The following is a 20,487-nucleotide window of genomic DNA, read 5'->3' as shown; positions in this document are numbered from 1 at the left end:
GTTCGGGGCCCGTGTCAGTCGTCGAGCAGCTCGGCCTCGATCACGTCGTCGTCGTCCGCGGCGGTCTCGGCGGCGGCCGGACCGTCGCTCGTCAGCACGAGCGACGAGCCGTCGGCCGCGACATCCACTCGCACCACGTCGCCGTCGCGCACGCCGCCCGACAGCAGGGCCATCGCGAGACGGTCCTGGATCTCGGACTGGATGAGCCGGCGCAGCGGCCGGGCGCCGAACACCGGGTCGTAGCCGCGCTCGGCGAGCCACGCGCGGGCGTCGGGGGTGACGGCCAGCGACAGGCGCCGGTCACGCAGGCGCCGCTGCAGCGCGAACACCGCCAGCTCGACGATCTGCGCGAGGTCGTCCTCGCTGAGCGCCGCGAACATCACGATGTCGTCGAGGCGGTTGAGGAACTCGGGCTTGAACGCCTGCCGCACGATCGCCATGACGGAGTCGCGCTTCTGCTCGGTCGTCAGGGTCGGGTCGATGAGGATCGGCGATCCCAGGTTCGAGGTGAGGATGAGGATCACGTTCGTGAAGTCGACCGTGCGCCCCTGGCCGTCGGTGAGGCGACCGTCGTCCATCACCTGCAGCAGCACGTCGAAGACCTCGGGGTGCGCCTTCTCGACCTCGTCGAGCAGCACGACCGAGTACGGGCGCCGACGCACCGCCTCCGTGAGCTGGCCGCCCTGCTCATAGCCGATGTACCCGGGAGGGGCCCCGACCAGGCGCGAGACCGAGTGCTTCTCGCCGTACTCCGACATGTCGATGCGCACCATGGCGTGCTCGTCGTCGAAGAGGAACTCCGCGAGGGCCTTGGCGAGCTCGGTCTTGCCCACACCGGTGGGGCCGAGGAACAGGAACGAGCCGGTCGGCCGGCCCGGGTCGCTGATGCCGGCGCGCGAGCGGCGGACGGCGTCGGACACCGCCTTGACGGCGTCCTTCTGCCCGATCAGGCGCTTGCCTAGCTCGGCCTCGAGGTGCAGCAGCTTCTCGGTCTCGCCCTGCAGCAGGCGACCGACCGGGATGCCGGTCCACGCCGCGATGACGGCCGCGATGTCCTCGTCGGTGACCTGGTCGTTGACCATGCGGTCGCCCGCGGGCTCTTCGCGCTCGGCGACGCCGAGCTCGCGCTCCAGCGCCGGGATCTCGGCGTACAGCAGGCGCGACGCCTTCTCGAGGTTGCCCTCGCGCTGCGCGCGCTCGGCCTCCATGCGGGCGGCGTCGAGCTTGGTCTTGAGGTCGCCGACGCGGTTGAGCGATGCGCGCTCGCGCTCCCAGCGGCCCTGCAGCTCGCCCAGGCGCTCCTGTTCGACGCGCAGCGTCTCGCGCAGTGCTGCGAGGCGCTCCTTCGAGGCGTCGTCCTTCTCCTTCTTGAGCGCGAGCTCCTCGAGCTTGAGGCGGTCGACGTGGCGGCGCAGCTCGTCGATCTCCAGCGGCGCCGAGTCGATCTCCATGCGCAGCCGCGACGCGGCCTCGTCGATCAGGTCGATGGCCTTGTCGGGCAGCTGCCGCGACGGGATGTAGCGGTGGCTGAGGGATGCCGCGGCCACGAGCGCCGCGTCGGCGATGGCCACCTTGTGGTGGGCCTCGTACCTCTCCTTGAGTCCGCGCAGGATCGCGACGGTGTCTTCGACCGTCGGCTCCCCCACGTACACCTGCTGGAACCGGCGCTCCAGCGCGGCGTCCTTCTCGATGAACTCGCGGTACTCGTTGAGCGTCGTGGCGCCGATGAGGCGCAGCTCGCCGCGCGCGAGCATGGGCTTGAGCATGTTGGATGCCGCGACCGACCCCTCGCCGCCGCCGGCGCCCATGAGCACGTGCAGCTCGTCGATGAAGGTGATGATCGTGCCGTCGGACTCGGTGATCTCCTTGAGGACGCTCTTGAGGCGCTCCTCGAACTGGCCGCGGTACATCGCGCCGGCGACCAGGGCGGAGATGTCGAGGGTGACGAGCTCCTTGTCCTTGAGGGACTCGGCGACGTCGCCCGCGACGATGCGCTGGGCGAGGCCCTCGACGACGGCGGTCTTGCCGACGCCGGGTTCGCCGATGAGCACGGGGTTGTTCTTGGTGCGGCGGGTCAGCACCTGGCTGACGCGCCGGATCTCGCTGTCGCGTCCGATGACCGGGTCGAGCTTGCCCTGCCGGGCACGGTCGGTGAGGTTGATGCCGAACTGCTCGAGGGCGCTCTGCGCCTCCTCCTGTCCGGGCTGTTGTGTGGCGTTCATCTGTCTCCTGAAATCTGTGAGGCCCAAAGTTGAGCCGTGTTGACTCAAGTTTACCAAGAGAGGGATGCCGCGGCAAGGCGGCTCAGGCTTCGCGCGGCCCCTCCCGCGGACCTTCGTCGGGCTCTGCGCGCAGCTCGTCGCGGGCGTCGTCATAGGCGCGGCGGAGCGCGGCGCCGACCCACTCCGAGCCGCGGTAGAGGTTGGCCTCGCCCATCTCGTCGCGCAGGCCGCCCGCCTCCAGCTGCCGGATCACGCGCGCCTCGCTGACGACCAGCTTGAGACCGGAGTCGACGGCCCGCAGGTCGCGCGCGTACCGGCGCAGCACCTCGACGAACGAGAGGCCGACCTCGTCGACGCCGCGGAGTCGCACGATCACGACCGAGCGCGTCGACTCCGGCGTGACCTCGGGCAGCTGCCGCTCGAACGTGGGCGCGCTCGCGAAGAACAGGCTGCCGTAGGGCTGCAGCACCACGATCTCGTGAGCGGGGATGCGACGCGGCGGGTCGATCTCGCGCATGCGGCCGTCGTCGGCGAAGACCACGCGACGCACCCGCACACGGTTGGACTGCTGCGCGACGAACAGGATGATGCCGAGGCCGACACCCGCGAGCACCGCGAACTGCAGCGGGATCAGCAGCGTGAGCACGAACGTCACCGCCATGACGACGGTCTGCAGCGGTCCGCTCCGGATCACCGAGTACACGCGGCTGGGCTTCACCGCCGTCACCCCGACGACGATGAGCAGACCGGCGAGCGCCGGCATGGCGATGTAGGCCACGAGATCCGAGGCCAGCAGGATCACGAGGGCCATGACCGCCCCGGCCACGAAGTAGACCAGCCGCGTGCGCGCCCCGGCCGTCGCGACCAGCGTCGAGCCCGACGACGACCCGCCGACCGGCATCCCCCGGAAGAGTCCCGACAGGATGTTGCCGGCGCCTTGCCCGATGAAGTTGCGCGACGTGTCGGCGGGCTTGCCCTGCGACGGGATGGCGGCCGACACGCCCGCGCCCTGCACCATCGCCACGAACGCGAGCGAGATCGCCGGCAGCGCCAGGTACACGACGTCGTCCAGGCTCGGCAGCACGGGCGCGGGGAGCGATCCGGGCACGTCGACGAGGTCGCGCAGCAGAATGACCGGGGTCCGCACCCACAGGTCGAGCATCACGGCGGCGATCGAGCCCACCACCACCGCGACGACCAGCCCGAGCGCTCCCACCCGCGTGTTCTGGAGCAGCACGATGATGAGCACCGTGATGGCGCCGACGACGAGCGCGGGGATGCTCCACTGCACGATGTGCAGGCCGAGGTCGATGGTCTTGGAGATGCGGTTGCCGCCCTGCGCCGCGTACCCCGTGAAGTTCGACAGCTGCCCCAGCACGATGTTGACCCCGACCGCCGTCACGAACCCGGTCATGACGGCCGTCGGCACGAATCGCACGAGCCTGCCCGCCCCGAGCAGCCCCGCGACGATGAGCAGGATCCCGCTCATGACGGTCAGCGTGTAGAGCGCCCGGTCGGGGTCCGCCAGCGTCTCCAGCCCCGCGTCCGACACGATGAGCGCCATGGCGCCGGTGACCTGCACCGTCATCAGCGCGCTGCTGGTGAACACGGCCGCGCCGACCATGCCGAACAGGTGCCCGTAGAGCCCCGCGAGCGGGTTGAGCCCCGACAGGAGCCCCTGCGCGAGGCCGTCGGGCACGCTCTCCACCCCGAGCGTCAGGCCCGCGACGAGGTCGTGACGCAGTGTCTTGCGCGAGAACCACGACCGCGGATTGAGCCCCACGGGTGCCACGCTAGCGAACGCCCGCCCGCCTGTCGCGGACGGCCCCGCTACGCGACGGATTCGAGAGTGGATGCCTCGTCCGCCGCGAGCGCGGCGGTGGCGGCATCCACCAGTTCGTCGTCGAGGCAGGTCTCGTCGGTGCACGCGAACCGCGCGCGGTAGGCGGTGGGCGTCGTTCCGAGCACGCGCGCGAAGTTCTGGCGCAGCACGGCGGCGGAGCCGAACCCGCTCTCGTACGCGATGCGGTCGAGGCCGAGGTCGGTCTTCTCGAGCAGGCGCTGCGCGTGGATGATGCGCTGGCGGGCGAGCCACGCGGCGGGCGTCGCGCCGTGGTCGGCCTTGAAGCGGCGCGCGAACGTGCGGGGCGACATGTGCGCCTTGGCCGCGAGCTGGTCGACGGTGAGGTCGAGGCGCAGGTTGTCGAGCATCCAGTCGGTCACCGGCGCGAGCGACAGCGATGTGGTCGCCGGCAGCGGGCTGTCGATGAACTGCGCCTGGCCGCCGTCGCGCTGCGGCGGCACCACCATGCGCCGGGCGATCTTGTTGGTCAGCTCGGCGCCGAGCTCCTGCCGCAGGAGGTGCAGGCACGCGTCGATGCCCGCCGCCGTGCCGGCGCTCGTGATGATGCGGCCGTCCTGCACGTACAGCACGTCGGGGTCGACGTCGATCGCGGGGTACATCGAGGCCATGATGTGCGCGTACATCCAGTGCGTGGTCGCCTTGCGGCCGTCGAGCACTCCCGCCTCGGCGAGGATGAACGATCCGCTGCACACGCTGAGCACCCACGCGTCGCGCGCGGCCGCGGCGCGCACCGCGTCCATCACGCGGGGGTCGGTGTGACCCCAGTACTCGCGCGGTGTGGGGCACACGACGACGAGGTCGGCCTCGTACGCGAACGACAGGTCGTGCTCGACGTTGAGCGAGAAGCCCAGCTTGGACCGCACCACGCCGGGTTCGGCGGTGACCACGCGGAAGTCGAAGTTGGGCACGCCGTCGTCGGTCCGGTCGAGTCCGAACGCCTCGCAGGCCACCCCGAACTCGAACGGCGCGAAGCCGTCCACGACGATGCAGGCGACGGTCTTCATCGGATCCTCCCGGAGCGTGGCAGTATTCGTGCGATGTGTGTCCATCCTGCCACTCGTGGCAGTTCTTTGGCAAGCGTAGCGTTTCTGCCATGTTCCTGATCATCGTTCTCGCCGCACTGTCGGCCTGGGCTCTCGCCTCCACCGTCGTCGTCGCACGCCGCGACGGCTACCGCCAGGTGCCCACCGACCGCACCCGCCTTCCCTGACGCGACGACTGCCGTCGCGCCCCACAGCGTCCGTCGCCCGCCCTATGCTCGGGCACGTGACGACTCCCGCGAACACCCCGCCGACCCCGGAAACCCCGGACGACCAGCCGGTTCCGGCGCCTGACGCGGGCGCTGCGCCCACCGCGGGCGCTGCGCCCGCCGCACCCGTTCCGCAACCCGCGCCCGCCGCACCGGCCTCCATGACAGCGCCGGACCGGCCGGCGGACGCCTACCCCGCCACGCCGGGCTACGCCGTCGCTCCGCCCCCGACGGCGGCCGGCCCGAAGAACACGCTGGGCCTGGTCGCGCTCATCATCGGCGTCGCGACGCTCGTGCTGTCGACGGTCACACTCCTCAGCCAGGGCGTGATGCTGCTGCAGCCCGACTACGACTACCGGCTGATCAACCTCGTCACGACGGTCTTCACGAGCATCGGCGGGCTGATGGCGCTCGCCGCGGTCGTCCTCGGCGCGATCGGCCTGGCCAGGAGGGGCGCCCCCAAGGGTGCCGCGGGCGTCGGTCTCGGCATCGGCGTCGCCACCGTGTGGGCGATCCTCGGCAACCTGATCTACAGCGGCATCCTCAGCCTCGTCTACTGAGGCATCCCTGCCGGCCGCGCAGGCCCTTCAGGCGCTGACGCGCTCGTACACCGCCACCATCGCCGCCGTCCGCGACGACTGACGGAACCTCTCGCGGACCGTCGAGTCCGGCGTGCGGGGCGTGCCGGCGGCGATGTCGGATGCCGCCGCCCGCAGCGCATCGGCGAGCGCGGCGAGCGACGGGTCGGCGTCGTGGCCGTCGCCTACCGGCCAGAAGCCGCTGCCGAGCTCCTCCGCGAGGTCGGGGTCGCTCACGACGGCCGGGGTGCCGAGCGAGGCGGCCTCGAAGATCGTCATGCCCTGCGTCTCGAAGCCGATCGAGGTCTGCACGACGGCATCCGCCGCGGCGATCCGCCGCAGCGTCTCGGCGTACGGCATGCGCCCGGCGAACGTGACCGTCGCCCGCGGCCTCAGCTTCTCGACGAGCCGCCGTGCGGCGCCGAGCTGCCCTCCTCCTCCGATGACCTCGACGTCCGCCTCGACGCCTGACTCGGCGAGGGCTTCGAGGAACGGGAGCAGGCGCTTCTCGGGGCTCATGCGCCCCAGCCACACGAACCGCGGCGGTCCCGGCGCCCGCTCGGCCGACGCGGTGGCGAGCGCCTGCTCAAGCAGCTCGTCGTCGATGCCGTTCCAGATCACATCGACCGACGCCGAGCCCTGCGGCACGGCGCCGTGCGCCTCCAGCCGGTGGGCGAAGTGCGACGAGGGCGCGGTGACGGCATCCGAGCGGTTCGCGAGACGGCGCAGGTACGCCCAGCCGTCGCGCCCCACCGGCTTCGCCTCGCCCTTCACACCGAGCGCCCGGCGCTGCCACGCGTTGAGCACGCGGAGCACGAGCGTCGGGAACGGCGCCGTCGCCTCGATGCCGACGTCCACGCGGTTGTGCATCGTGTGGACGACGGGCAGTCCGTGCCGCCGCGCGAACCGGTGGCCGATGAACGCACCCCAGAAGTCGGCCTGCACGTGCACGACATCGACGGGCGGACGCCCCGTGTCGTCGAGCAGGCGCCGGAGGGCGGCATCCAATCGTCGATCGGTGCGCGCACCCGGCCACGTCATCGAGTACTCGCGGTCGAACGTGATCGGGATCGACGGCAGGTCGAGGTACGACGGGTCCGGTGCCGACGCACGTGCCCGCGGACCGTGCATCGCCGGCGCGACCACCGTGACGGTGTGCCCCGCCTTCTCCAGGAAGCGGCGCTGCAGGCGCATCGACACCTGGGCCCCACCCAGCGTCTCGGCATGCTGGTCGCCGAACATCACGACGTGCACGGCGGCCTACTCTGGCAGCGGCTCGTCGCGGTAGAGCGCCTCGAACGTGTCGAGGGTGCGCTGGATGTCGTGCACCTTGACGCCCTCGAGCGAGCTCTGCTGCAGCCGCACGCGCGCGTCCTGCGGCAGCGTGAGCACCGCGGTGAGCTTCTCGGCCAGATCGTCGACGTCGCCCGGACGGAAGAGGTACCCGTTCTCGCCGTCGTGCACGAGGTGAGGCAGCGCGACAGCGTCGGCCGCGACGATCGGCAGGCCCGACGCCATCGCCTCCATCGTGGCGATCGACTGCAGCTCGGCGATCGACGCGATCACGAAGGCGCTCGCGTTCGTGAGCAGCGAGCGGATCTCCTCGTCGGAGGTGTGCCCGTGGAAGTGCACGCGCTGCGACAGACCGAGCTCGGCCGTGAGGTTCTCGAGGTTGCGGCGCTGATCGCCGCTGCCGACGATGTCGAAGCGCACGCCGAGCGCGGGGTCGAGCTTCGCGATCGCGCGCAGGATCACGTCGATCTGCTTCTCGGTCGTGAGGCGCCCGACGAACACGAGCCGGTTGGCATCACGCGGCTGCAGGTCGGCCGTGTAGTTGCCGGCATCGATGCCGCAGCTGATCGGGATGACGCCTTCGATGTCGATCGTCGACTCCAGGAAGTCGGCGGCCCTGCGCGTCGGCGTCGTCACCGCGCGGGTGAGGTCGAACGTGCGCTTCGCGTCCGCCCACGCGATCTTGACCATGATGCGGTCCAGCCAGTCCGGCAGCGTCGTGAAGTCGAGGATGTTCTCGGCCATCACGTGGTTGGTGGCGATGATCGGGATGCCGCGCTTGTGCGCCTCGCGCGACAGACCGCGACCGATCACGATGTGCGACTGGATGTGCACGACGTCGGGCTGCACCTCGTCGAGCGCGCGGCGCGCGTAGTGCTTCGACATCCACGGCAGCACGAAGGTCAGCCAGTCGTGCGGCAGGAAGCGCCACGCCGGGAGCCGGTGCATCGTCATCGGCTCGCCCTCGATCTCCTCCGTGAAGGTGCCGTGCTGACGATGCGTCTTGCTGGGCGCCATCACGTGGACGTCGTGGCCGCGGGCGACGAGGCCGGCGGCGAGCCGCTCCGCGAAGCGGGCCGCGCCGTTCACATGGGGCAGGAAGGTGTCAGCGCCGATCAGGATCTTCAGCGGGCGCGCGTCAGCGGCTGTGTTGTCGTCGGGCGTCGCAGGATCGGTCACGGATTGGGGGCCTTCTGTGCGGCGGGCGCGTGCCGGGGGCTGGTCGGCACGCGGCATCCACCTTACTTCACGCACTCCCGAGGCCCCTCAGGAACGCGCCAGACGCGGCCCGTACCCTGGGGGCATGTCCCGACTGCAGGCCGACGCCGACCCGAACCTGTGGGTGCCGGTGACCGAGTCCCTCGGCTTCCGCGGACGCCGCCACCGCAAGGCGGCGATCCGGATGCTGCTCACCCAGGCCAACGGCGCGCTGGGCGCCGAGAGCCGCCCCGGCAGCGGCGTCGCCGCATGGGCGATGAGCCAGGCGGCGCCGTTCCTCATGCGCCGGGCCGCCGGGCGCGTGCTGGTGTGGGTGTGGAAGGCCGACCCCGAGCTCGTCGTGGTCATGGCCCAGATCCAGCAGGCCACGAACGACCTGCGGGCCGCGCGGGCGATGATGCCGATGGAGTACGACGACACCGAGTCGTTCCGCAACCCGTACCTCGGGGTCGGCGAGCGGCTCGAGATGGCGCTGCCGAGCGACCAGCGCACGCCGCCCTTCGCGACGTACACGTGGGACACCGGAACGCACTTCGTGACGGTCACCGCCGTGTGCTCCGATCGCGAGCGCTTCGGCACCGTGATCGGCAGCATCGACGACGTCGCCCGCACCCTGCGCGTGGTCGACGACGTCGCGATCGGCGAGGCACCCGGCGTGCTGCGGATCGACCCGAAGAACTGACGCCCGCGCAACCCTCCGCGAGGCCTTCGCGCCGCTAGCCTGGGCACGTGAAGCGCGATACACCGCCCGCTGTGCCCGCCGCGCCCGTGCTGTCGCCGAGCCTGCGGATGCTGCTCACGCTGGCCGCCGCCGCGGTCGTGCTGGCCGGCGTGTACTTCGCGCGCGGCGTGTTCGGGCCCCTCGCGCTGGCGATCGTCCTCGTCATCATCTGCGAGCCGGCCCGCCGCCCGCTGCAGCGGCTCGGCTGGCCGCGCTGGGCCGGCACGACGGCCGTCATCGTCGTCGCGTATCTGGTCCTGCTCGGCATGGCGGCGCTGCTGTGGGTGGCCGGCACGCAGTTCGCCGGCCTCGTCGCCGACTACGCCGACAAGCTGCGCGCGAGCGCCGGAGACGCGGTCGCCTGGCTGCAGTCCGTCGGGCTCGATCAGCAGGCGGCGGACGCCACCGCTTCGGCCCTCGACCCGAAGACGATCCTCGGCCTGGTGTCGAGCCTCGGCGGCACGGTCCTCAGCATCGCGACGGCCCTGTTCTTCGTCTTCGCGTACGTGATCTTCATGGCCGCCGACGCCGCGCGATACGGCGACGCCGAGCGTGTCTTCGGCGCCGAGCGGCGCCCGGTCATCCGGCGCGCACGCAACCTCAACACCGGCATCCGCCGCTACTACGTCGTCAACGCGAGTTTCGGCGCCGTCGTCGCGATCATCGACGGCCTCGCGCTGTGGGCGTTGGGCGTGCCTGCGCCGATCACGTGGGCGATCCTCGCATTCGTCACCAACTTCATCCCCAACATCGGCTTCGTGATCGGCCTGATCCCGCCCGCGGTGCTCGCATTCGTCGTCGGGGGCTGGCCGATGTTGCTCGCCGTGATCGCGATCTACTGCGTCGTCAACGTCGTGCTGCAGGTCCTCGTGCAGCCGAAGTTCGTCAGCGACGCCGTCGACCTCAGCCTCACGCTGAGCTTTTTCTCGGTGATCTTCTGGACGTTCGTCATCGGGCCGCTCGGCGCGATCCTGTCGATCCCGCTGACGCTGTTCGTGCGCACGCTCATACTCGAAGGCGATCCCGGAACCACGTGGCTGCGATGGCTCTCGGGTGACCGCGGCGCGACACCCCAGACGGCCGCACGGTCCGTCCACCAGACCGCAGGGAGGCGGCCATGACCCAGACCCCGATCGAGAAGGCGGATGCCGCCGACCTGCCCGCGGCGGCTGCCGGGGCCGTGCCCGACGCGGAGCGCCCCGAGACCCGCCGCGAGCTCGCCACCGCCCGCCTGCTCGACACCTCCAGCGAGCGGTCGCTGGAGTCGCTGGCGCTCGGCGTCGGCGCGGTCGCGTTCGCCGTGGTGGCCCTCGTGGCGCTGCCGGTATTCCGATTCGAGTCGGCGCCGATCGCCGGCCCGGGGTCGGTGGGCCAGTACGCGGCGATCGCCTCGGGCGTCGTCGCTCTGCTCGCCGTCGTCGCGGGACGCTTCGTGCTGCGCGAGCGCGGCCGGCACGGCGCTCGCCTGCACGTCCTCGACTACCTCGACATCGCGGCCCTGGCGATCGCGCACGCGGTGATCGCGGTGCTCGGCTGGACGCTGCTGGCCGACATCCTCGACCGCGGCTTCGTCGGCGCCGAGGTGTTCGCGCTGCCGCTGCTGGTCCTGTCGGGCGCGGCCGCCGCCATGACCGCCTACATCACGTTCTACTCCGCGACGCACATGGACCTGCAGCTGCTGGCTGTCGTGCTCGCGGTCTTCCTCGTGTTCGGTGTGCTGGCCAGCATGCTCAACGCGAGCGACCCGGACTGGTGGAAAGACAACCTCAGCGCGCTCGGCATGTCGTCGAACGTGTCGGCGTGGGTGTTCAACCTCACGATCGCCGTCGCCGGCTTCCTGGTCACCACCCTCGCCCGTTACGCGACGCGGGGCATCCCGACCGCGAACCCGAAGGGCGTCGGCCGGGTGCGGGTGTGCCTCATCATCGTCGGCATCTTCCTCGCGTGCGTCGGCATCTTCCACGTCGACAAGTTCTTCGCGCTCCACACCGGCGTCGCATCGGGCATGGTCGTCGCCTACGGCGTGCTGGTGATCGGCCTGCCGCGATGGATCACCGGGATGCCGCGCGCCTTCGTCGCGCTCGGCTGGCTGTTCCTCGCCATCACGCTGGTGCTCGCGGTGTTCTTCGCCATCGGCTACTACACGCTCACCGCGGTGGAGCTCGTCGGCGGCATCCTGATCTTCACGTGGATCGTGCTGTTCATCCGCAACGCGGCCGCGCTCGAGCAGGACTCCCGCAAGGCCTGAGCATGGACGAGCAGACGTGGCATCGGCGCACCGAGGTGCCGCTGATGATCGCGGGCTTCGCGTACCTCGTCGCGTTCTCGTGGCGGGTGATCGCCGACCTGCAGGGTCCGGGGCGCGTGGTCGCGGACCTGATCATCCTCGTCACGTGGGCCCTGTTCATCGCCGACTATCTCGTCCGGCTGTCGCTGGCGCAGCATCGGTGGATCTGGTTCCGCACGCACCTGTTCGCGCTGGCGTTCGCGCTCATCCCGGTGCTGCGCCTGGTGCGGCTGCTGCAGGTGCTCACGAAGCTGCCGGGCATGAGGCCCACGCGCGGCGCCCTGCTGCGCACGCAGATCATCGTCTACGGCGCCGGCGCGTCGGTGCTGCTCGTCTTCATCGCGTCCCTCGCCGTGCTCGACGCCGAGCGGCACGCGCCTGACGCCTCGATCACGACCTTCGGCATCGCGATGTGGTGGTCCTGTGTCACCGTGACGACGACGGGCTACGGCGACTACACGCCGGTGACGGCGGCAGGCCGCTGGGTCGGCGTCGGACTCATGCTCGGCGGGGTCGCGTTGGCCGGTGTCATCACCGCGACGCTCGCGTCGTGGGTCGTCGAACGGGGCACGCGCAACAACGACGCCGAGGAGCCCGCGACCCGCGCCCAGGTGCGCGAGCTCATGGCGAAGATCGACGAGCTGACGGCCGCACGGGCAGCGGGGGGCGACGGTGCGCCCGGTCCAGCGGATGGTGCGACGCCCGCCGGCCCGCAGCAGCCGTCGGTGCAGCCCGACGACGCGCCCCCCACGGACGGTCAGGCCTGATCGCGACGGCCCGCGCGGCTACTGCACGGTGATCTCGACGCCCTGCCCGGCATCCACGACGACGCCAACGAAGGACGGGACCACCGTCGACAGCGACTCCCGCAGGTCGTCGATCGGCGGCGTGCTCCCGTCTGTGGTGGTGACGTCGACGGTCGCCGTCGTCCCCGACCACGTCACGCCCGACACCTTGGCGCCCTCATCCTCCGCGACCCACTCCGTGGCCGTCTGCTGGATTCCCACGGACCAGCGGGCGAGCGCGACCGACACCACCGAGTTGAAGGCCAGCGGGAGGGCGACGATCACCGTGAGCACCGAGACGATGATGTACGCCCGGCGGCGGTTCGCCACCCGTGACGACCCCGGGTCCCGCGCGTAGCCCGCGAGGGTGAACACGATGCTGCCGGCGATGACGAGAGCGAACACGTTCGACAGGAAAAGCCACAGGGCGCCGAGCGCGTCCGCCCACAGACCCTGCCCGGCGCAGACGCCGACCACCCCGAGCGGCGGCACGAGCGAGATCGCGATCGCGACACCCGGGAGGATCGCGCTGAGGTCGCGTCGGCACATGGCGAAGCCCCCGGCGAAGCCGGTGGCGAGCGCCGCGACGAGGTCCATGAAGCTCGGCGAGGTGCGCCCGAGCACCTGCGAGTTGGTCTCCAGGCTCTCGGGAGTCGCGACGAACACCGAGAACGCGAGGCCGAGGAGGATCACCAGCGCAAGCCCCGCCAGCACCCACAGGATCGACCGCACCACGAGACTCAGGTGTCCGGTGACGATGCCGAGCGCGATCCCCAGGATCGGCGTACCGAGCGGCGCGATGATCATCGCGCCGATCACCGTCGCCGTCGAGTCGGTGAGCACTCCCGCGATCGCGATGATGCCCGCGAGCACCAGCATGATGAGGAACCCGCTCCGCTTGCCCGCCCGGTCGCCCGCGCCCAGGTCGAGCGCCTCGGTGACCTCGGCCGCCGTCTGTCGCTGCGTGGGAGGGATGAGGTTCTGCAGCACTGCCATGCGCACATCATGGCTCACCGTCGAGCCGACGCCCGCGAACCTCCGCTGCGGCGCGCGGAACGACGAAGGCCGCACCCCGTCGGGTGCGGCCTTCGTGCGTTTCGCGTGACGGAGAGGTCAGGCGAGCAGCTTCGCCTTCGCGGCGGCGAACTCGTCGTCCGACAGGATGCCCTGCGCGTGCAGCTGCGCCAGCTGGCTCAGCTTCGCCATCAGGTCGTCGCCGCCACCGGCCGGTGCCGGAGCCGGCGCGGCCGGCGCAGCTGCAGCCTGCGCGTTCGCGACGGCCTGCGCCGCAGCGGCGTCCATGGCGGCCTGCTGCTGCTGCGCGGCATACGCCTGCTGCTGCTGCGACTCGTACGCCTTCTGCTGCTGGTGACCGGCGACGGCGCCCGAGACCGCGGTTGCGGTTCCGGCCACGACGGCGGTGCGGGCAGCCATACCGATCAGGCCGGGACGGCCCATTCTTCCGAGTGGCATGTCTTCCTCCTTCAGTCGGCGTTCTCAGAGAGGAACGCGTTGACGATGGGTGCAGGCACGCCCTCGCGCGCGATGACGGCGCCACCGGCGTCGTACAGCGCCGATGCGAAGGACTTCGCCCACAGCAGCTCGATGACGAGGATCGCCGCCGACGTTCCCGGCCCCAGACCCTCGGCGAGGGCGAGGATGTCCTCCTCGCCCGCGAGGCCCTCGAGGTCCAGCGCCGGCACGTCGCTCTCGATCGTGTCGGACAGCTCGAGGATCTCCAGCTCGCCCTCGGGCGAGCGACGGACGAACACCAGGTCGAGGACGTTCACCGTGCCTTCGGCGACCAGGTCGTCGATGGCCTGCAGAACGCCGGGGCCCGGGCGGTCGCCCTCGAACCCGATCGCGTAGAACTCGATGGGGCCGTAGTCGAAGTCAGTCATGTCTTCTCCGTTTCGCGGATGCTCTCAGGCGGAGAGCGCCTTTGCCTTCAGTGAGTCGAACTCGGCCTGGGTGATGGTGCCGGCGTCCAGCAGAGCCTTTGCCTTGGCGACCTCGTCGGCGGGGCTGGCCGAGCTGCCCGCCGCCTGACGGATGTAGTCCTGCTGCGCGGCCTGCAGCGCCTTCGCCTGGGCGATCGAGCGCTCCTGCATGCCCTTCCCGCGGGCGATGAGGTAGACCAGCGCCGTCAGGAACGGCACGAAGATGAGGAACAGGATCCAGACCGCCTTGAGCCAGCCGTTCAGCTTCTCGTCGCGGAACAGGTCGCCGATGATCGAGAACACGACCATCAGGTACGCGACGAAGACGAAGACCCAGAAGATCCAAGCGAGGAGGTCCCAGAAGCCCATGTGCGGTTTTGCCAATCTGTCGGACGGGCGATCTCGCCCGTCTTGTAACGAAAGGAACAGCGCGGCGCGCCGTTCCTGATCGTGAGACTACTCCCAAGAGGTCGCGCACGGCATCATGAGAAAATGCCGGATTCCCCCGATGCCCCGAGCGTTCCCGAACCTGACACCGAGGCTGCGGCATCCGTCGACCCGACGTCCATCCCGGAGGTCCCGGAACGGACCCGCCGTCTGACCGCGGCGGTCGTCGCCGGGCTGGACCATCCGGTGGCGCTGGGCTTCCTCGTGACGATCGGCGTGCTGATCGCGCTGGTGCTGGGACTCGCCGTGACGTCGATCGGCGCGATCCTCGTCTACATCGTGCTGGCGATGTTCCTGGCGGTCGGCCTCGACCCGTTGGTGCGCCGTTTGGAGGGCAGGGGCGTCACGCGCGGCGCGGGCATCGCGATCGTGTTCTGCGGGTTCGCGATCGTCATGGCCGCGCTCCTCGTGTTCGTGTTCCCTCCGGTGCTCGCCCAGATCGGCCAGCTGGTCACGGCGATCCCCGAGGCCATCGCGGCGGTCCCGCAGTCCGCATGGTTCGCCGGGCTCGACGCAGACTCGCAGGAGGCCGTCCTCGCCGGTATCGAGCAGGCGGGCGACTGGGTCACCGCGCCCTCCACCCTCGCGCACCTGGGGGGCGGGCTGCTGTCGGCGGGCATCGGGTTCATCGGCGCCATCTCGGCCACCTTCATCGTGGTCGCGCTCACGCTGTACTTCCTGGCGTCGCTGGCCGCGAGCAAGCGGGCCCTGTACGCGCTCGCCCCGGCGCGCAGCCGCGCCCGCGTCGAAGATCTCACCGAGCGGATCACCGGCTCGGTCGGCTCCGCGCTGCTCGGCTCGGTGACACTGTCGATCATCAACGCCGCGGTCGTGTTCGTGCTGCATCTGCTGATCGGCCTGCCGTTCCCGGCCCTCATGGCGGTGATCGCGTTCGTCATCACCCTGATCCCGCTGTTCGGCTCGGTGATCTTCCTGGTGCTGGGAAGCCTCGTCGCCCTGTTCACGAGCCCCTTGCAGGCCCTGATCTTCGCGATCTGCTACCTCGTGTACATCCAGATCGAGTCGTACGTGGTCAGCCCGCGCGTCATGAACAAGGCGATCTCGATCCCGCCCGCCCTCGTGCTGATCGGCGCCCTCGCGGGCGGCGCGCTCATGGGGATCGTCGGCGTGCTGCTCGCGCTCCCGGTCATCGCGTCACTGCTGCTGATCCTGCGCGAGGTGATCGTCCCGCGCCAGAACCTCAAGGTCTGATGCCTGCGACGAGGGGATGCCGGGCGCCCGGCATCCACTCCCGCGTCGTCAGTTCAGGGCGGACGTGAGGCGGGCGACACCGTCGAGGAACGTCGCCTTGGCCGGCTCCTTGCGCCACTCCTCAAGCGTGAGCTCGCGGCCGGCATCGCGATAGGCCTGCTCGACCTCGCGCATCTGGGCGACGAAGGACTCCCCGAGCACCATCATCGAGATCTCCATGTTGAGGCTGAACGAGCGGATGTCCATGTTGCTCGACCCGATGACGGCGATGTCGTCGTCGATGGAGAAGTGCTTCGAGTGCAGGATGAACGGCGCCGGGTACATGAAGATGCGCACACCGGCCTCCAGCAGCGCGTCGTAGTACGAGCGCTGCGCGTGGTAGACCATGCCCTGGTCGCCGATCTCCGACACGAACAGCTGCACCTCGAGCCCGCGCTGGCAGGCCGTCGTGATGGCGTAGACCATGGCCTCGTCGGGCACGAAGTACGGGCTCGTGATGATGACGCGCTCGGTCGCACCGTGGATGAGCGACAAGAAGAGGCGCAGGTTGTTCTCGGTCTCATAGCCGGGACCGCTCGGCACCAGCTGGCAGACAAGATCGCCGGATGCCGGCACCTGCGCGGCGGGCACCTGCTCGTCGTCGAGCTGCACGCCGGTCTCGATGAGCCAGTCCGACAGGAACACGGCGTCGATCTCGGTCACGGCAGGACCGTCGACGCGCGACACGAGCTCCTGCCACTTGAGGCCGCGCGCGATGTTCTTGGGCGAGTTGTAGGTGCGGTCGATGAGGTTCTGCGAACCGACGAACGCGGTGCGGCCGTCGACGACCACGATCTTGCGGTGGTTGCGCAGGTCGGGGCGCTGGTACTTGCCCTGGAACGGCTGCACCGGCAGCATCCACGACCAGATCACGCCGATGCGATCGAGCTCGGCGAACGTCTTCTCCTGCTCGGCGACCTTGCGCGAGGCGATGTAGTCGGCGAGCAGACGCACGGTGACGCCTCGCTTGACCGCGTTCTCCATCGCGGTGAAGAACACCTCCGTCGTCTTGTCCCACGACACGATGTAGAACTCGACGTGGACGTACTTCTCGGCGGTGTCGATCGCCGCCGCCATCGCGATGATGGATGCCTCGTAGTCGCTGATCAGCTCGGCCCGGTTGCCGCCCACCGGGGGCAGGGTCGTCAGGGTCTCGTTCTGCACGGTGACCCGGGTGAACCACGTCGGCCAGGACGACGTGTCTGCCGCCGCATCGCCCGACGCGGCGACGCGTTCGCGGATGATCCCGTCGATGCGCGCCTGCTCGGCGCGGCGCTTCTTCGGCAGCTTGACGTTGCCGATGAGGAGGAACAGGACGATGCCGACGAACGGCAGCAGGAAGATCAGCAGCAGCCACGACATCGCCGCGGTGGGCTTGCGGCCCTTGGGGATCACGATGAGCGCGGTGATGTTGATGGCGAGCACCACGAGGGCGCTGATGATCCAGCCGAGGTTGGCGAAGAAACCGGAGTCCACGTGAGCAGTGTGCCGCATTCGGCGACGATCCCGGTACATTCGCGAATGTGACCTCGACCGCGACCGCCTCCCGACGCCCGCGCTGGCTTCTTCCCTCGCTCGACGGCTACCGCCGCGAGTGGCTCGGAGCCGACATCGTGGGCGGCCTGTCGGCAGGCGCCGTCGTGGTGCCGCAGGCGATGGCATACGCGACCATCGCGAACCTTCCCGTGCAAGTCGGCCTCTACACGTGCATCCTGCCGATGCTGGTGTACGCGCTCCTCGGCGGCAGCCGCGCCATGAGCGTGTCGACGACATCCACCATCGCGACGCTCACGGCGACGACGCTCGTGTCGGCGGGCGTCGCGGCCGCCGCCGACGACCCCGATGCCGCACTCGGTTCGCTCGTGCTGCTGACGTTGCTGGTGGGCGCGATCCTGCTGATCGCCTGGCTGCTGAGGCTCGGCTCGCTGGTCGAGAACATCAGCGGCGCCACCGTGCTCGGCCTCAAGATCGGCGTCGGCGCGACGGTCGCGGTCGGCCAGCTGCCGAAGCTGCTCGGCGAGACGGGGAACGTCTCAGGCGAGGGGTTCATCCACTCCCTCGTCGCGGTCGGCGCGGCTCTCGACAGCGTCAACTGGCCCACAGTCGCGCTCTCGGTCGGCTCGATCCTCGTGCTCGTGGTGCTGCAGCGGTTCGCTCCGCGCGTGCCCGGGACGCTCATCGTGGTCCTGGTCGGCATCCTGCTCAGCGCGTTCACCGGGCTGACGGCGGCCGGCGTGGCGCTCATCGACCCGGTGCCGTCGGGGTTCCCGCTCCCGTCGCTCCCCGACTTCACGCACCTGCCCGAATTGATCCCCGGCGCGCTCGCGATCGCCATCATGGCGTTCCTGGAGTCCGCGGCTGTGGCGCGCGGTATCCGCAAGGCGACCGAGCCGCAGGTCGACAGCAATCAGGAGCTGTTCGCGACCGGCGCCGCCAACGTCATCGGCGCGTTCTTCACGACCATGCCGGCGGCGGGCGGGTTCTCGCAGAGCGCGGTCAACCAGAACGCCGGAGCGAAGACACAGCTGTCGACCATCGTCACCGTGGTGCTCGCGATCCTGGTGGCGCTGTTCCTCGGTCCGGTGCTGAGTCTGCTCCCCCAGGCGACGCTCGCGGCCATGGTGTTCGTCGCGGTCGCGGGACTCATCAACATCCCCGAGCTCGTGCGCTGGGCGCGCATCAGCCGGATCGACTTCTGGATCGCGCTCGTCGTCGCGCTCATCGGCCTGTCGGCGGGCCTGCTCCCCGCTGTCGCCATCGGCGTCGTCATGACGCTCGTCCTCGTCCTGCGTGAGGTGAACATCCCCAAGCTCGACATCACCGGCCGAGAGGGCGACGCCGTCGCCGTGCACCTCGGGCGCGGCCTCTATACGGCCAACGCCGCTGAGAACGCCCGCGCGATCGTCGCACTCGCGACCAGCCAGGTGCCGCCCGTCGACGCCCTGGTGCTCGACGTCGAGCGGCTCGACATCGTCACCGTCACGATCCTCGACGCGCTGGAGGGCCTGGACCGCGAGCTGGCTCAGCTGGGCATCGTGCTGTATCTCGCCCGGCTTCCTGAGAAGGCCACAGCCATCGCCCGGAAGACGCCGTGGTTCGAGAGCCTGGAGCAGGGCGGTCGCGTGCACGCCGCCGTCGACGAGGGGCTCGCCGCCGCGTCCGCGGCAGCGGCGAGATGAGGGACCGCTGATGACCGAGCCGCCGGCACCTGCCGCCGCGCAGGCCCCCGACTTCTCACCGCGACTGCTGGTGCGCATGTCGATCCCGGCGCTGATCGTCGGTGTGGTGTGCGCCGTGATGCTGCAGCTGCTCGACGTCGTGTCGGAAGCGCTGGAGAGCGTGCTGTGGGACTCCCTGCCGTCGGCGCTGGGCCTCGCCGACGACACGTGGTGGTGGACGATCGTGGTGCTGACCGCGACCGGCGTCGCGGTCGGACTGGCGCTGTGGCTCATGCCCGGGCACGGCGGACCCGACACCGCGACGACAGAGCTGGTCGCGCCTCCGCTGCCGCTGAAGACGCTGCCGGGCCTGGCGATCGTGCTGGTCCTCGGTCTCGCCGGCGGCGTCAGCCTCGGCCCTGAGAACCCGATCATCGCGATCAACATCGCCGTGCTGATCGCCCTGTTCGCCCGCTTCGTGCCGGCGATCCCGCCGTCGCTGACGATCATGCTCGCCGCGTCGGGGACCATCGGCGCCATGTTCGGCACCCCGGTCGCGGGCGCGCTCATCTTCACCGCCACCGCAGCCGCCATGAAGGGCGGCGGCTCGGTGTGGGACAAGCTCTTCCTGCCGCTGGTCTCGGGCGGCGCGGGCGCGATCACCATGCACCTGTTCGGCGTGCCGCCGCTGTCGTTCGGCCTGCCTGCCTACGGCACCCCGGAAGGCATCGACCTGCTCACGGGGGCGATCGTGGCCGTGCTCGCGGCGCTGGTCGCCATGGCGGCGCTGTACACGTTCCCGTGGGTGCACCGCGCGTTCCACGGGCTGCGGCATCCCCTCGTCATCCCGGCGGTCGGCGGACTCGTGCTCGGCGTGCTGGGCGCGATCGGCGGTGAGATCACCCTCTTCAAGGGCGCGGAGCAGATGGGCGAGCTGCTCACGAACCGCGCCGACTACGACGCCGGCCAGCTGGCGCTCATCGCGGGCGTCAAGGTCGTCGCGCTGGTCGTGGCGGCGAGCGCGTCGTTCCGCGGCGGCCGGATCTTCCCCGCCACGTTCATCGGCGTGGCGCTCGGCCTGCTCGCGGCGACGCTGATGCCCGCGATCCCGCTCACCCTCGCCGTCGCCTGCGCCGTGCTCGGCGTGGTGCTCGTCGTCGCGCGCGACGGGTGGATCGCCCTGTTCATGGGCGCCGTGGTGGCCGGAGACACGAGCGTGATCGCGGTGCTGTGCGTCGTGATCCTGCCCGTGTGGCTCATGGTCTCGCGCGCACGGGAGTTCCGGATCATCCCCGAGACTCCCGCGGCCGTCGCCTCGAAGCTCTGAGGCCCGACACGGAGAGGGGGGGGGGGGGGGGGGGCGGCCGCGCCCGGGCCCGCGGGGCGATGGCGGAGGCCGGGGTGTTTTAAAAAAAAAAGAGACCACCAGCCGCCAAGCAAAAGAGTTTGGCGTGTTGTGCTTGGAAAATGTTGG

General features: G+C 70.4%; 18 protein-coding genes. 8 read left to right on the top strand and 10 right to left on the bottom strand.

The genetic code is table 11. The features are described from left to right. Positions 1 to 14 precede the first annotated feature (14 nt). From ACFWJ8_RS05885 to ACFWJ8_RS05875, 3 genes are all read right to left on the bottom strand, one after another. Positions 15 to 2,222, bottom strand: coding sequence for an ATP-dependent Clp protease ATP-binding subunit (locus tag ACFWJ8_RS05885; protein WP_378809808.1), 2,208 nt, complete (start codon positions 2,220 to 2,222; stop codon positions 15 to 17). 82 nt (positions 2,223 to 2,304) lie between these two features. Next, positions 2,305 to 4,005, bottom strand: coding sequence for a SulP family inorganic anion transporter (locus ACFWJ8_RS05880; protein ID WP_378809806.1), 1,701 nt, complete (start codon positions 4,003 to 4,005; stop codon positions 2,305 to 2,307). Positions 4,006 to 4,052: 47 nt separating this feature from the next. Beyond that, positions 4,053 to 5,090, bottom strand: coding sequence for a GlxA family transcriptional regulator (locus ACFWJ8_RS05875; RefSeq protein WP_378809804.1), 1,038 nt, complete (start codon positions 5,088 to 5,090; stop codon positions 4,053 to 4,055). A 262-nt stretch (positions 5,091 to 5,352) separates the two neighbouring features. Between ACFWJ8_RS05875 and ACFWJ8_RS05870 the strand changes: the two genes are divergently transcribed. Beyond that, positions 5,353 to 5,895, top strand: a complete 543-nt coding sequence (locus ACFWJ8_RS05870) for a hypothetical protein (RefSeq protein WP_378809803.1) — start codon at positions 5,353 to 5,355, stop codon at positions 5,893 to 5,895. Between the two features lie 27 nt (positions 5,896 to 5,922). Here the strand turns inward: ACFWJ8_RS05870 and ACFWJ8_RS05865 are convergent, their stop codons facing one another. Together ACFWJ8_RS05865 and ACFWJ8_RS05860 are read right to left on the bottom strand one after the other, a co-directional pair. After that, on the bottom strand, positions 5,923 to 7,167 hold the full coding sequence (locus ACFWJ8_RS05865; RefSeq protein WP_378809801.1) for a glycosyltransferase: 1,245 nt from the start codon (positions 7,165 to 7,167) through the stop codon (positions 5,923 to 5,925). A 6-nt stretch (positions 7,168 to 7,173) separates the two neighbouring features. Beyond that, on the bottom strand, positions 7,174 to 8,385 hold the full coding sequence (locus ACFWJ8_RS05860; protein ID WP_378809799.1) for a glycosyltransferase: 1,212 nt from the start codon (positions 8,383 to 8,385) through the stop codon (positions 7,174 to 7,176). A gap of 124 nt (positions 8,386 to 8,509) precedes the next feature. Here ACFWJ8_RS05860 and ACFWJ8_RS05855 point away from each other — a divergent pair, with 124 nt between their 5' ends. Genes ACFWJ8_RS05855 through ACFWJ8_RS05840 form a run of 4 tightly spaced genes read left to right on the top strand, consistent with a single transcriptional unit; the run spans position 8,510 to position 12,199 of the window. Then, positions 8,510 to 9,106 (top strand): hypothetical protein, encoded by a 597-nt coding sequence (locus tag ACFWJ8_RS05855; protein WP_378809797.1) that lies wholly within the window; start codon positions 8,510 to 8,512, stop codon positions 9,104 to 9,106. Positions 9,107 to 9,153: 47 nt separating this feature from the next. Further along, positions 9,154 to 10,266, top strand: coding sequence for an AI-2E family transporter (locus ACFWJ8_RS05850; RefSeq protein WP_378809796.1), 1,113 nt, complete (start codon positions 9,154 to 9,156; stop codon positions 10,264 to 10,266). After that, positions 10,263 to 11,393, top strand: a complete 1,131-nt coding sequence (locus ACFWJ8_RS05845; RefSeq protein WP_378809795.1) for a DUF998 domain-containing protein — start codon at positions 10,263 to 10,265, stop codon at positions 11,391 to 11,393. Before ACFWJ8_RS05850 ends, ACFWJ8_RS05845 begins: the two co-directional genes overlap by 4 nt. 2 nt (positions 11,394 to 11,395) lie before the next feature. Next, on the top strand, positions 11,396 to 12,199 hold the full coding sequence (locus tag ACFWJ8_RS05840; protein WP_378809793.1) for a potassium channel family protein: 804 nt from the start codon (positions 11,396 to 11,398) through the stop codon (positions 12,197 to 12,199). An 18-nt stretch (positions 12,200 to 12,217) separates the two neighbouring features. Here the strand turns inward: ACFWJ8_RS05840 and ACFWJ8_RS05835 are convergent, their stop codons facing one another. The 4 genes from ACFWJ8_RS05835 to ACFWJ8_RS05820 form a co-directional block, all read right to left on the bottom strand. Continuing rightward, the gene (locus ACFWJ8_RS05835) at positions 12,218 to 13,213 is read right to left on the bottom strand and encodes a TIGR00341 family protein (protein WP_378809792.1); all 996 of its coding nucleotides are present in this window, start codon (positions 13,211 to 13,213) and stop codon (positions 12,218 to 12,220) included. A gap of 117 nt (positions 13,214 to 13,330) precedes the next feature. Then, positions 13,331 to 13,675: an SHOCT domain-containing protein gene (locus tag ACFWJ8_RS05830; RefSeq protein WP_378810084.1), complete on the bottom strand. Its 345-nt coding sequence runs from the start codon at positions 13,673 to 13,675 to the stop codon at positions 13,331 to 13,333. Positions 13,676 to 13,701: 26 nt separating this feature from the next. Continuing rightward, the gene (locus ACFWJ8_RS05825) at positions 13,702 to 14,118 is read right to left on the bottom strand and encodes a DUF6325 family protein (RefSeq protein WP_378809791.1); all 417 of its coding nucleotides are present in this window, start codon (positions 14,116 to 14,118) and stop codon (positions 13,702 to 13,704) included. Positions 14,119 to 14,142: 24 nt separating this feature from the next. After that, positions 14,143 to 14,526: an SHOCT domain-containing protein gene (locus tag ACFWJ8_RS05820; RefSeq protein WP_378809790.1), complete on the bottom strand. Its 384-nt coding sequence runs from the start codon at positions 14,524 to 14,526 to the stop codon at positions 14,143 to 14,145. Between the two features lie 123 nt (positions 14,527 to 14,649). Between ACFWJ8_RS05820 and ACFWJ8_RS05815 the strand changes: the two genes are divergently transcribed. Then, positions 14,650 to 15,816, top strand: coding sequence for an AI-2E family transporter (locus ACFWJ8_RS05815; RefSeq protein WP_378809789.1), 1,167 nt, complete (start codon positions 14,650 to 14,652; stop codon positions 15,814 to 15,816). 48 nt (positions 15,817 to 15,864) lie between these two features. Here ACFWJ8_RS05815 and cls read toward each other — a convergent pair whose 3' ends face one another. Further along, entirely contained in the window at positions 15,865 to 17,331 is a 1,467-nt protein-coding gene (cls, locus tag ACFWJ8_RS05810; protein ID WP_378809788.1) for a cardiolipin synthase, read from the bottom strand. Between the two features lie 47 nt (positions 17,332 to 17,378). On the opposite strand from cls, the gene ACFWJ8_RS05805 reads away from it, so the two are divergent. Continuing rightward, entirely contained in the window at positions 17,379 to 19,034 is a 1,656-nt protein-coding gene (locus tag ACFWJ8_RS05805) for a SulP family inorganic anion transporter (protein ID WP_378809787.1), read from the top strand. Between the two features lie 10 nt (positions 19,035 to 19,044). Further along, positions 19,045 to 20,340: an ion channel protein gene (locus ACFWJ8_RS05800; protein WP_378809786.1), complete on the top strand. Its 1,296-nt coding sequence runs from the start codon at positions 19,045 to 19,047 to the stop codon at positions 20,338 to 20,340. Positions 20,341 to 20,487: the final 147 nt, after the last annotated feature.

The organism is Microbacterium sp. NPDC058389 (assembly GCF_042722305.1).
Taxonomy (GTDB): domain Bacteria; phylum Actinomycetota; class Actinomycetes; order Actinomycetales; family Microbacteriaceae; genus Microbacterium.
The sequence above is the reverse complement of the archived record's forward strand: the minus strand, read 5'-3'. Positions and strand labels throughout refer to the sequence as shown.

What these genes read in the sequence shown, in the direction of transcription:
- ACFWJ8_RS05885 (WP_378809808.1), bottom strand. Translation starts at nt 2,222, where the DNA reads ATGAACGCCACACAACAGCCCGGACAGGAGGAGGCGCAGAGCGCCCTC.
- ACFWJ8_RS05875 (WP_378809804.1), bottom strand. Translation starts at nt 5,090, where the DNA reads ATGAAGACCGTCGCCTGCATCGTCGTGGACGGCTTCGCGCCGTTCGAG.
- ACFWJ8_RS05855 (WP_378809797.1), top strand. Translation starts at nt 8,510, where the DNA reads ATGTCCCGACTGCAGGCCGACGCCGACCCGAACCTGTGGGTGCCGGTG.
- ACFWJ8_RS05845 (WP_378809795.1), top strand. Translation starts at nt 10,263, where the DNA reads ATGACCCAGACCCCGATCGAGAAGGCGGATGCCGCCGACCTGCCCGCG.
- ACFWJ8_RS05840 (WP_378809793.1), top strand. Translation starts at nt 11,396, where the DNA reads ATGGACGAGCAGACGTGGCATCGGCGCACCGAGGTGCCGCTGATGATC.
- ACFWJ8_RS05835 (WP_378809792.1), bottom strand. Translation starts at nt 13,213, where the DNA reads ATGGCAGTGCTGCAGAACCTCATCCCTCCCACGCAGCGACAGACGGCG.
- ACFWJ8_RS05830 (WP_378810084.1), bottom strand. Translation starts at nt 13,675, where the DNA reads ATGGGCCGTCCCGGCCTGATCGGTATGGCTGCCCGCACCGCCGTCGTG.
- ACFWJ8_RS05825 (WP_378809791.1), bottom strand. Translation starts at nt 14,118, where the DNA reads ATGACTGACTTCGACTACGGCCCCATCGAGTTCTACGCGATCGGGTTC.
- ACFWJ8_RS05820 (WP_378809790.1), bottom strand. Translation starts at nt 14,526, where the DNA reads ATGGGCTTCTGGGACCTCCTCGCTTGGATCTTCTGGGTCTTCGTCTTC.
- ACFWJ8_RS05815 (WP_378809789.1), top strand. Translation starts at nt 14,650, where the DNA reads ATGCCGGATTCCCCCGATGCCCCGAGCGTTCCCGAACCTGACACCGAG.
- ACFWJ8_RS05800 (WP_378809786.1), top strand. Translation starts at nt 19,045, where the DNA reads ATGACCGAGCCGCCGGCACCTGCCGCCGCGCAGGCCCCCGACTTCTCA.